The organism is Pirellulaceae bacterium (assembly GCA_019636385.1).
Lineage (GTDB): Bacteria > Planctomycetota > Planctomycetia > Pirellulales > Pirellulaceae > Aureliella.
This window is the reverse complement of the sequence record JAHBXT010000007.1, coordinates 181,740-194,164: the sequence shown is the minus strand read 5'-3', so window position 1 is coordinate 194,164 and position 12,425 is coordinate 181,740. Positions and strand designations below refer to the sequence as shown.

Here is a 12,425-nt window from a genome sequence, read left to right as displayed (position 1 = left end):
GGAAGGTACAACAGTCGCAGTTCAGCTTCGGTCCAGTGACCAATGCTGGCCGAATTGCGTTTGATACCTTGTTAGACGAACTGGCCCTGGAATTCTTTGACCGGCATTCCCAACTTTTAGGAATTTCCTACCCGCCCGCCATTCTGCTGTGTCCCCAGAACCCCACTTGACCGGCATTCCCAACTTTTTAGGAATTTCCTACCCGCCCGCCATTCTGCTGTGTCCCCAGAAGAGACCGCTCTGTGTCCCCAGAAGAGACCGCTGCCACCGATTCGAGGATCGGCTATGATACTAATGTCGTTAAACACATGGCATTGGCTAGGTTTGTGTTAATTACGTATTTTCAGAGGTTCGAAGGTGTTTCCCGACAGTACGACCAATCTTCGATCGCAGAGAGTATTGTTACGAAGTGGTTGCGCTGGGGTGGGCAATTCCCGCGAAGAGATCGTCCAGCTTTGTGAGCAATACAATATTCCCAAGCCGCCTAATGGCTGCTGGGCGAGCGGCTGTTCGGAGACTAGTGCAAATACAAGAATTCGAAAATGAAAAAGCAAGCCGCGCTGAACTCATGAAATTTGTTGAAAACCGGGAGACCGCTCAGGCCGTCCCCTTAGGTCGGTCGCGTTTTTAAATCACTGTTAACAAGGCTGATGCCAAATTTCACGCGGTTGAAGTCCAATTGATGATGGAGATCCTGGACCGTTTTTCAATTGGAACTACGTTATAATTTTACAATGGGCGAGTTAACACAGCTGTTGCAGAAAGTGGAGCAAGGGTATTCGTCTGCTTCCGCAGAACTATTGCCGTTGGTCTATGAAGAACTCCGCTACCTGGCGGCTAGGAGGCTCGCTAAGGAACGCAGTTCCCCCAGCCTTCAACCCACCCTGTTGGTTCACGAAGCCTACCTTCGATTGGTAGATGCGGAACAGCAGCCGGAATGGAAAGGTCGCGGGCATTTCTTTGGTGCTGCGGCAGAGGCGATGCGTCGAATTCTGGTCGAGCAAGCGCGTCGACGGAAGACTTTAAAGCGAGGGGCTGACCTCCATCAAGTCCCCATCGATTTTGCCGAGCCGGTTGTGGAAGACAAAGCCGTCGACCTGCTGTCGCTCGACGAGGCCCTCAGCCAGTTCGAAACCCTATGGCCCAATCAAGCACGACTGGTCAAACTGCGCTACTTCGCCGGGCTGACTATCGCCCAAGCCGCGCAGGCAATGCAGATCTCTGAATCCACTGCAGAACGTTACTGGACGTTTGCCCGCACCTGGCTCTACTCCAAATTATCGGACTGACTTCTGGCTAAAAATGAATGCCAGGCACGCTGCTTGTACCGCGGGGGCACCGCCGTCGCGGATTACCTTGGACGACAAGTTCTGACTTTGAACCCATGCACCTCACGGACGAACATGAGCTCCTCGGGCTGTAGGCACGGTATGTCGGTAGAAACCGGCGCAAAGATGGGCTGCACGGTCAATTGTCCGGATAAAGTGGAAACACACCCGCCTTTGCTCTGCGGCTAGTGCCAAAAGGTCTGGTGTTTTTTTGGATAGGCTCTTGGCAACTAGCTGCGGTTTGCAATGAAAAGCGGAATTTTCGGAAATTTTCTGAGGGACTCGGCGGTCCGTTTTCGCACTCTATTATCGAGGGCGATTTGATAAGCATGAAGGCCGTATATTCATTACTGACAAGAATCCCAAAATGACTCAGAACGCAAAGGACCTGCCGTCGCTATTCCTGGCTGCTCTGGAACTGGATTCCGAGTCCACTCGTGAGAAGTTTATCGATCAGTCCTGTGGTGAGAATCTGGAACTCAAGCAACAGCTGCAGGCGCTGCTGTTGGCGCACCAGCAAGTGGGTGGATTCCTGAATAGCCCACCCTCTCAACTTGCCATGACCCTGGCAGAAGAAGCCGAACCAAGGAAACCCGCCGTCGCGCCGTCCTCGCCGACCGGTCATAGCATCTTGAAACTGATCGGACAGACTGCGGCCTGCGAAATGCCACGAGTGATTCTGGATTCTTCAGCAGGCGAGATTTCCTCACCACTAGTCCGGACACATTCCAAGGAGTTGCCATCGATCGAACCTGGTAGCCGCTACCAGGCTCATGGTGAGATCGCTCGTGGGGGCATGGGGGCCATACTCAAGGGCCGGGACACCGACCTCGGGCGAGATCTAGCGATCAAGGTTCTATTGGAAGAGCATCGTGGCAAGCCGGCTTTGGTCCAGCGGTTTGTGGAAGAGGCTCAGATCGGCGGCCAGCTTCAACATCCCGGCATCGTGCCTGTCTATGAACTGGGGCAATTTGGCGACCAGCGTCCGTACTTCTCGATGAAGCTCGTCAAGGGACAGACGCTGGCAGCCCTGTTGGAAGAACGGAACGGCCCGGAGAGTGAACGAGTCAGGTTTCTAGGGATCTTCGAGCAGGTATGTCAGACCATGGCCTATTCGCATTCTCGCAAGGTCATCCATCGCGATTTAAAACCCTCCAACATCATGGTGGGAGCCTTCGGTGAAGTGCAAGTTATGGATTGGGGGCTGGCTAAGGTACTGACCGAGGGCGGCATCGCGGATGAAAAGCGGTCTTTTGACAATCGTACCAGGACCAGCATCATCCACACCATCCGCTCCCTGGGTAGTATCGATACACCGGCCGGCCTCGGCAGCGGCTCCAATACTCAAATGGGTAGCGTTCTAGGCACTCCGGCCTACATGCCTCCCGAACAAGCCTTAGGCGAAATCGACCGCCTGGACGAACGTAGCGACGTCTTCGGATTGGGAGCCATCCTTTGTGAGATCCTGACGGGCGATCCGCCTTACACTGGACTCAATCAAACGGAGGTATTTCGCAAGGCATCGCGGGCTAAACTCGAGGAGTGCTTCGAGCGGCTCGATCAACCCTCGATCGACGCTGAACTGAGGAGCATCGTGGTGGACTGCTTGCGGCCCGAGCCCGAAGAGCGAATTCGAGACGCGGGTGTGCTGGCCAGGCGGCTGAGCAACTACATCGAATCGGTCGAAACTCGCATGCGCGAGGTGGAGCTAGCCCGCGTGGCAGCAGACATTCAAGCGGGCGAAGAGAGCAAGCGTCGCCGGGTCACGCTTGCCCTGGCCGCCACGCTACTGCTGGCCATGGGGCTGGGAGGTGGCGGATACCTGTGGCTGCAACATCAGCAGGCTCGGTTGGCGGCCAGCGAGGCTCAACAGGCACTGGAATCTCAAATTCAGCGCTCAAAACTGGTCAATCAAGTCAACTCCGAGGTTGCCTTGGCTCGCGCCAGCATCGAAATCGACTCCGAATCCACGCCAGATGAAAATGCCGTCCAGCGAGCATTGGAAGCGGTAGGCCGCGCTAGTCAGCTAATTGCCAACGGAGAACATCCGAAGAGCCTGCAGGAGGAGGTCGAAGAACTCACTAGCCGATTGACGCGGTTGAAACGCGACCAACAACTGATTCGGGATTTGGAAATTGCCTGGCAGCAAGACATGGAACATCGCGCAAAGCGGAACTGGCGAACCGTGGAGCAGAAGAACTCGCGCAGTCAGTTCCATTCGTTCAGCGAGCAGGCCTACGAGCAAAAAATTGATGAAGTGCTGGTCCTTCCCCGCGTTGCTGAACCAGACAGCGCCTACCGCGACGCTTTTGCCAGGTGGGGATTGACGATCGGTACGACCTCTGTCGATGAGGCGGCCAGAATGTTGGATGCATTACACCCAACGCTGAAGCCGATGGCGCTCACATCATTAGACCGCTGGAGAGCATTGACGGAGGAACCTTGGTCGATCGAGCGATGGCAACAGGCGGAGTGGCGCAATTTGCAGCCGATTGAACTGATTTCTCGTGGCGGTGACCAGCTTACTGAACTCGACGATGGATCGATCCTGGCCAGCGGCGACAACGCTTGGGCGGGATACGATTTGGTGTTTGAAACCGACGTCCAGGAACTGACCGCTTTGCGACTGGAGGTGATGCTACATCCGTCTCTCCCCAATCTTGGCCCAGGACGCGCAGACGATGGTATGTTCGGGATGCATACACTAGAGGTCAAATTTGCTCCTCGCGATAATCTTGGGGCCAGACAACAACTGTCGTTCTGTTCGGCCACTGCCGACTATTCCGAGGCTCGAAGACCGATTGAAGTCAGCCGCTGGCATATTGGATATGGGGGCGGGCGGCCCCATGTGGCGGTGTTTCAGACCGCCGAAGCTGCTCGAAGTCCCCATGGATTTCGAATTTGGATTTCCCACGGGGATCGAGCCCGCGACCGATGGCAATACGAAAACTTGGGCCGCTTTCGCTGGTCAGCCACCGGAACTTCGCCATCCTCCACTCTCACGCGAGAAGGACTGTCTGTAATTCTAAGTGTTGCGGACGCAGATCCTTGGCGTCAGATGGTAAGACAGGATCTAAAAAACGCCGATTTGATCGCGCTTACTAAACGTATCTCCGATCTGGAGGAACTCGATCGACAACCTGTTCAGCTCCTAACACAACTCGCGAGCAATTTGGTTCATTTCGAAGGTAGAACCTTGATAGAAGCACTACCTAAAGACGTTCGCTGGATCTCGATGGAAAACGTGAAAGTAGAATCAACGCATGGTTCAATCCCAGAGTTGCAGCGCAGTGGTTCCATCGTAGTCAGCGGACCTAACCCTGACAGCGAGCTGTTACTAATCGAGGGTTCGCTTGGTTTACCACGATTCTCGGGTGTCAAGCTGGACTTAATCACTACTCTTGACAAGCCCAGAAGGCATTGGGCAAGAATAAACATGAGCGTTTGCTTTCGTGAAATATCCGTTCGAATCGTCAACGCAGATGGGTCGACCAGGTCGTTGTCCCCAAAGTTCGTCGTATCCGACCATCCCCATTCGCAGTCGCTAAAAGATGCTATCGACGGCAGCGAAAAAACTTTTGCATTACTGAACAGTCCTACATTACCTGCAAGGATCGTTCTGGGTTTTGACCCCATCCAGGTGTCAACGGATCAGTCAGTAAAGGTGCTGATTTCAACCGGTGGTATTGGTTCAGGCGGTGAAAACCTCAGTCGATTTCGCGTGTCAGTCACAGGTGATGAGTTATTGCCGGATATCTACGGCTCGGCATTAAAAATCCTCGAGCGAACTGTTCACCGGGCTCCTTCGGATTATTGGTCGCGACTTGCCCTGGTCGAAGCTTTGCTGTCTGACTTGGTGCCTCAACATGTCCAGGCGATGCGACATGCTACTGCGGCCATCGCGCTTCGCCCGGACCATAGCAGCGGCTACGCAGCCCTCTTGCGGTCAATTCCCATTGCCCAATTGGCTGATCAGCCGGATTATCCTCGCTTGGTAGGTGATTGCATAACGCGCTTGCGGGAGCTGGATGCGCAACATCCGGTGCTAGCCGAGTTCAATCGATCTTTAAGCGACGGAATTCAAGTGATGGCTTCTCAAGAAAAAAATGACCAACTGGCTTTTATCGTCGATTCCCTGCAGGAAATGCAGCTACCATCGGAGACGCTGGACAGCTTATCACACACCTTCATTCGACTAGCTCACTACGAGCTAGCACTGAAAGTCTGTCATCGTTTGAAGGACATCACTCCCCGTCGAGGAAACATTGCCAATATGATGGGGGTCATCTACGCTCGAATGGGTGATCTGAAAAAGGCTAACGAGATGTATCAAAGCGAACTTGAGTTTGATCCGAAGTCGGTCTTAGCCCATACCAATTTGGCTGTCGCTCTTGCCGCTGAAGGCAACTTGCAAAAGGCTATTCATCACTGTCAACAAGCCGTTGATGCGAACCCGAAGTACCTGCGAAGCTACCAAATTATGGGCAACAGTTGGATGCGGCTGGGTGAATTCCAAAATGCGGAAACCGCCTATCGGGCTGGCCTTGAAAAGGATCCCAGCGATACTGGCCTGAAACTGGCTTTGGCATCCAGTCTCCAAAAGCTGGGACAGTCTCAAGAGTCGATTCAGTTAAGAAAAAGCGTCATTCAAGGATCGCCGCAGGTCAGCGCTGGTGAACTCAACAATTTGGCCTGGCAGTTGGTCACAGTCGAAGACGAATCGCTGCGAGATCCTCAGGAGGCAGTGGAACTGGCTGAGCAGGCCGTGAAGCTCGACCCCCAGGGAACCTACTTCAACACCCTGGGAGTAGCCCACTATCGTGCTGGCAACTGGCAGCAGGCCATTGAAGCACTGAATCGATCTGTCGAGTCCGGCGGAACTCCCCTCGGCTACAACGCCTTCTTCCTGGCCATGGGCCACTGGCAACTGGAAGAACTGGCAGAGGCTCACAGCTGGTATAAAAAAGGATTGGACTGGTTGAACGACAACGCAATTATAGCCCCAGAAGAGTTGCGGTACTCGGGCAACGAGGAGGCTCAAGAACTGCTACGGGGCAAATAGCGACAGAAGCCATCTTACGAAGGATTAAGAGAGATGTTGTGAGTATTTGCCGATTTTGTTCATTAGATTCTTGCTCAGAAGGGTTTCATCCTTTTGAGCCCTGGGCAAAAACCTCGCTCCAGCAAATTGGCGGTTTGATGGCGAGCAAGAAATAACTCATTTGGAATCAGATACTCTCAGAAAACGCAAATGGTCCTGCCAAAAGCATTGACAGAGTGAAATGCAGAGAGACCAGCACAGAGTTTCTCCGATGAGAAGTGGCTAGCCAATGAACCAAAGCACGAGAATGGCCTAGTCTAAGCAGCCTTGCGAGAGTAGCTCTTGAGCAAGCCTCCGAGTCGCTCATGACAGCGAATGTCGGTCAGGCTGGGCTGCCCGTGGAGAAACACATGGCGTCGGCCAATTCGTCGATCACCAGCTGAAATAGACTCGCGGTGACCGTGAGCGCTCAGGTTAACAGGTAATGCGAGTTTTGATTCTTGCCAGGATCTCCTCAGCAACTTGTTCTGCAGTCATGTTTTCGGTATCAAAAACCAAATCTGCGTCGGTGGGAGTTTCGTAGTTAAATGTGACGCCAGGGAAGCTGCTGATTTCGCCCCTATCAGCCGCCTTGTACTGACCGGTATGATCACGACTGCGACAGACTTCGGGTGCCGTCGACAAAAACACGTGGAAGAATCGCTCCGCCCCAATTAGCTCTCGAGCCTTGTTGCGTACCCAGACGCTTGGGGCAACGAAGGCCGCTATGCAGATTTGTCCTGCATCGTTGATCAGTTTTGCTATTTCGGCGGCTCGACGTAGATTCTCGGAACGCTCCTCAGCCGTGAATCCCAGATCGCGACTTATCCCCAGTCGCAGGCTTTGTCCATCCACAACTATGCAAGTCAGCCGCTCTCTGAATAACCGCACTTCGAGTGCCATGGCGACGCTCGTTTTACCCGAGCTACTCAAGCCGGTGATGAGAATTGTAAGTGGTTTTTGTCCGTAGCGTGAGCAGCGGGCACTATTCGAAATGTGACTACAGGCAGGTCGTGGTGCCAGCAGCACGGACTCGTCATCCCAATGGCCGGATGTCGATGGATCTCCACTGGCGTCACAGAACATACCTGCGGCAACCGTTTCGTGAGAAATCCGATCGACCAAAATGAAGCTGCCCGTCCCGAGGTTGGCTGAGTACGGGTCAAACATCACCGGATCATGCAACTTGATTTCGCATCGCCCGATTTCATTCAGCGACAGAGAAGATGCGCTGCTCCGCTGGAATGTATTGACGTCTGTGCGGTAGCGGACTGCTGAAATTTCGCATGAAGTGCGACGTGTTGTTTGCTTGAACCAATAAGATTTTCCGGGAACCAACGGTTGTTCTGTCATCCACACAAGGTTCGCCTCGCCACGACGACTGACTGTTGGCTGCATTTCTGCACCGACCAGCATATCGCCTCGAGTGACATCGATTTCACAGTCTAGAGTTACAGTGATCGAATCCGCAGCGACTGCTTCGTCAAGCTGTCCGTCCATGGTCACAATTGAACTTACTCGGGCAGTCTTGCGCGAAGGCAACACGGTGACCTGATCGCCAACGCACAAACGGCCCGAAGCGATCGTACCGCTAAAGCCTCGAAAGCTGGAATCGGGCCGGTTCACCCACTGAATCGGAAAACGCAATGCATTGGAATGGCGATTCGAGTCGACTTGGACAGAATCTAGTTGCTCAAGTAGCGCTGGTCCGCTGTACCATTGGGTGCGCGGGCTGGCCTGGATGATATTGTCGCCTTCGAGCGCGGAAAGTGGTATGGCGCACACTTGATCGAGCGACAAGACTTGGGCGAAGCGATCGAACTCTTCTTTAATCTTGGTAAATACATCTTGGTCATATCCGACAAGATCCATTTTATTGACAGCCAAGATGATGTGTCTGATCCCCAGTAACGAAACGATAAACGCATGGCGGCGCGTTTGTGTGGAGATGCCTTTGGTAGCGTCAACGAGGATTATTGCTAAGTCTGCAGTCGAAGCGCCGGTTGCCATGTTGCGAGTGAATTGCTCATGGCCCGGCGTATCAGCGATAATGAATTTTCGCTGGGGCGTGGTGAAATAGCGATAGGCGACATCGATGGTAATTCCCTGTTGGCGTTCGTCTTCCAAACCATCGAGCAATAAAGCTGTATCGATGCGTTTGCCGACAGTACCGTGTTTCTCGGAGTCGCACTGCAAGGCAGCGATCTGATCGTCGTAAATCGCGCCGGCTTCCAGCAGCAATCTACCGATTAGGGTGCTTTTGCCATCGTCTACATTGCCGCAGGTGATAAACCGCAATAGATCTTTGGCATTATGCCGAGCCAAATAGGTATCGATGTTCGTTTCGTTGATGATGTTCATTGAGCCGCATTCATGCTGTTAATGCTTATTAAACGCCGTTCAAATCAAAAGTAGCCATCGCGTTTCTTGCGTTCCATGGCTGCGGCTTCATCACGATCGATGGCCCGCCCTTGGCGTTCGGAGACTCTGGTAGTCAACATCTCATAAACGATGTCTTCAATGGTTTCAGCTTCTGATTCGACCGCACCGGTCACAGGGTAACAGCCCAAAGTTCGAAAGCGCACTTTCATTAACGTGGGCGTTTCGCCAACTTCCAAGCGCATGCGAGCATCGTCGACAACAATCAAGTCACCGCCGCGCCGCACCACTGGGCGCGGTTTGGCAAAGTACAATGGCACAATGGGGATACTTTCTTGCAAGATGTATTGCCAGACATCCAGCTCGGTCCAATTCGACAACGGGAAGACTCTCAGACTTTCTCCGAAGTGCTTCCAGGTATTGAAAATGTTCCAAAGTTCCGGCCGCTGGTTACGTGGGTCCCAGCGATGATTTCGGTCGCGAAAAGAGAAAATACGTTCCTTGGCGCGAGATTTCTCTTCATCGCGACGACCGCCACCAATAGCTGCATCGAATTTGTATTCAGTTAAGGACTGTTTTAGTGGCTGTGTTCGCATGATTTCCGTGTAGACTCGGCCATGATCGAAGGGGTTGATACCATCGCGGACCCCTTGTTGATTGACATACGCAATAACGTCTAAGCCAAGCCGCTGGCGAGCGAATTGCTCGCGGAATTCGATCATCTCGCGGAACTCCCAAGTCGAATCGATATGCAGCAGCGGAAACGGTATCTTGCTGGGATAATAAGCCTTTCGAGCTAAATGCAAAATCACCGAAGAATCTTTGCCAATCGAATACAGCATCACCGGATTGTCGAACTCAGCAACCACTTCGCGCAGGATGTGAATGCTCTCAGCTTCAAGTCGCTTGAGATGCGATGAACGCTGAGCATGGTGACTGACAGCCCGCTGGTGGATGTCTTGGCAATGGACGTTGGCAGCGTCCACACTCCCGCCCTGACTGGCGACCGTCATACCGATACTCCTTCATGGCTTGGCGACGGAGCTAGATGCAAAGACTCCCACTTTCCGGCTAGAGTGTAGCGATAGGTGGTCTGCTCTTCGATCGCTACCAAGTGCAACCAGCCACCCGTCAACAGATCGGCCACGAGTTGATGCTTGGCGATGATTCGATCAATCATCTCGCGAGGTGCATTGATGACGACTTGCAAACGCATCGGCAAGTGCTGGAACTGTTTGCCAGTGTGCAGTGATTGCCATGGCAAGCCCGTCATCAAATCGCCGCCATTACCCGACAGAATGCCGAATCCGCCTACGACATTGTGAACTGTTTTTGTGCCGCTACCAAAATGACAATTGTCTACAGTCGAAGCATAGTACTGCATGTTGATCCAGTTCGCCACGATCATCGGTGCCGTCATGATTGTTTCTAAGACTCTGCCTTGGGTGTCTTGCGTGTAGTCGTAACTATGCAGGAACGAACGCGCTTCCAAGTTAGCTTTCTGCGTCATCGATCGAGGTGCCACGATGAACGACGCATTACCAGCCAAGCCCCATTCGGGTCGCACCTCAGACCAATCTGTCGCTCGCCTGAGCAAAGCGTTGGGTGAGCTACTCGATACAATCGGCATTCGCTCCAACTGTGTCTGGCGAGTAGCGATCGCACAGCTAGTTTTGAGTTGTTGCAACGCGTCCTGCTGGCTAGTCGGCACCATTTGGGTATCAAAAAACTCGATTCGGTCCGTGGTGGTATTATGCAGAGCACCTACAAAATGGGTGTCCGCAGGGATATCGATACCTCGATCTGCCATCGCTTGGCGAATATATGGCTGATTGAGTAGCATGGCTGCGAACCGTGCGTTGGGTTCGCCGGAATGCCCGCCACATGCGCCACAATCCAAGCCGGCTGCCAGCGGGTTATTGTCCGTCTGACAGGCATGGCCACAGAACACGACGATTCTGGCAAAATTCTTGGTGAGACCCAAGTTTCGCAACATTCCTTCTGCCAAATCCGCCTGTCGCGACGTGGTAATGCCCTGATGATTGAGGCCACGCAACGTCGGTCCCAGCCGCGAATGATCCGCCCTGCCCAAACCGTCATACTTGGCATCGCTCCGCTTCGGGTTGTAACCAGCAACTCGAGTTAGCAATTTCAAGCCGACCAACAAACCGGTTGTTTCGACAAATGAGAAGCAACCCACAGCCGAGGCCTGAAAACTTTTCCATAACGCTCGCCAGGTTCGTGCCTGCTCGCGCTTGTTGATGGCGGCACATTCATGGGCAGCGTCTGCTTCGTGAACGCATTCATGCACTTTGAATTGCGGCTTCAAGAGCACAGGTAGTTGTAAGTTGCCCGACGGCTGCCCAAGAGTCGCGTATTCGAAAGCCATGCCGAAGAAGCCTGCGAATCCAAATGTCTCGATATCTTGGGACTGGGCCTCCAGTTGTCGACGAATTCGTTCTGACCGGACGTCGATACAGAAGACCAACTGTGCCAGTTTTCGGTCTTCGGTTCGAGACGAGCGACCTTCGGAAAACGACATTGCTTTGAGCAAGCTATTGCGGTGAGCGATCTCGCTGGCGCGAAGCAAGATGAAGCGAATTTTCGAGTCGCTGCCCAGAGCTTCCTGGGGCAGCTTGAATGAAGAAGCTGCCATGTCCACATAAGAACTCCAATTCACACTAACAGACTTTGCCTCAGCGAGCGCTACGTCGTACGCCAGGCGAATCGCTAGCAGGCAGACTAGATCATTCTTTTCGGGTCTGGAATTTTCAGCCCAACTCGTTTGGTATTTGGCCCATGCACTCCAACCTGGAATTGAGAACGCTTGGCAAAGTAGGAAAGTTGACCAAAGCGGTTGCGGAACGCTCAATTCTTTCAACGCGTAAGCGATGCAGGCTTCAGGCGTGTGCGGCAAGCAAGCGACAAACTTCCGGAAGTCGGTCAGGCCTAAGATTTCGATATTACAATCGTGCTCGGCTACCTTCCGCCAGGCTTCGTAGAGCGACAGGTGCTTGTAGGGACTGGCCCAAACTGCCTGACTTTGATCGTAATGAGCTGCGCAGTGCTTCGAGATTTCTGCCACGATTGCTTCATGCCAATCAATGTCCTGTCCCATCCATTTGTTGATGGTCTCCGCAATCGTTCGAATCGGTCGATCATCGTTAGGTGTACTTGCTGAAAGATCGCGAGATGTGTCGACGAGGCCGATGGACATCAAGTTTTGAGCAATTTGATTCGCCGTTAAAGGTGGCGACACTCCAGTCGCCGCCAATTCGTTGATTGCCGACTGGATATCTTCCTGTGTCAGGCGGCCATGATGGTACTCGGCCGCATAGTGTTCGATCGGCATGAGTGTTTCGCAGTCCGAGAAGGCTTTCAAGTAGGCCCGAGCGTCCAGGAACGAGCGGTGCGAGATTCCCGCGTAAGGATTGACTGCGACGTAATCTTGTAGCGGCCATACGGGCGCAATGACTTGGGTGACTTCTGCCAGCGCTTCCTCCAACTGGCTAGGGTCCTGAAACGATTCGAAGTTCGGAGGAAGGAAGTTGTCTCGCGCGATCGAGAGATGATTAACTTTGGATGAGGCTTGCAAAACTGACATGGATTGGCTCCTCTGTGGAATTACTGTCTGCAAA

At 53.2% G+C, this 12,425-nt stretch carries 5 protein-coding genes; 2 read left to right on the top strand and 3 right to left on the bottom strand.

Translation table 11 applies throughout. The features are described from left to right. Positions 1 to 734: 734 nt before the first annotated feature. Positions 735 to 1,289 carry a sigma-70 family RNA polymerase sigma factor gene (locus KF752_20640; GenBank protein ID MBX3423973.1) on the top strand — a complete coding sequence of 185 codons (555 nt, stop codon included), beginning with the start codon at positions 735 to 737 and terminating at the stop codon, positions 1,287 to 1,289. Between the two features lie 406 nt (positions 1,290 to 1,695). After that, a complete protein-coding gene (locus KF752_20635) occupies positions 1,696 to 6,390 on the top strand; it encodes a protein kinase (protein ID MBX3423972.1) in 4,695 nt (1,564 codons plus the stop codon). Positions 6,391 to 6,843: 453 nt separating this feature from the next. Here KF752_20635 and cysN read toward each other — a convergent pair whose 3' ends face one another. The 3 genes from cysN to KF752_20620 are packed head-to-tail and all read right to left on the bottom strand — an operon-like array spanning position 6,844 to position 12,391. Further along, positions 6,844 to 8,769, bottom strand: a complete 1,926-nt coding sequence (cysN, locus tag KF752_20630; protein ID MBX3423971.1) for a sulfate adenylyltransferase subunit CysN — start codon at positions 8,767 to 8,769, stop codon at positions 6,844 to 6,846. A 44-nt stretch (positions 8,770 to 8,813) separates the two neighbouring features. Then, a complete protein-coding gene (gene cysD, locus KF752_20625; protein ID MBX3423970.1) occupies positions 8,814 to 9,800 on the bottom strand; it encodes a sulfate adenylyltransferase subunit CysD in 987 nt (328 codons plus the stop codon). Then, a complete protein-coding gene (locus KF752_20620) occupies positions 9,797 to 12,391 on the bottom strand; it encodes a DUF2309 domain-containing protein (GenBank protein MBX3423969.1) in 2,595 nt (864 codons plus the stop codon). The genes cysD and KF752_20620 overlap by 4 nt, the downstream gene beginning before the upstream one ends. Between the last annotated feature and the right edge of the window lie 34 nt (positions 12,392 to 12,425).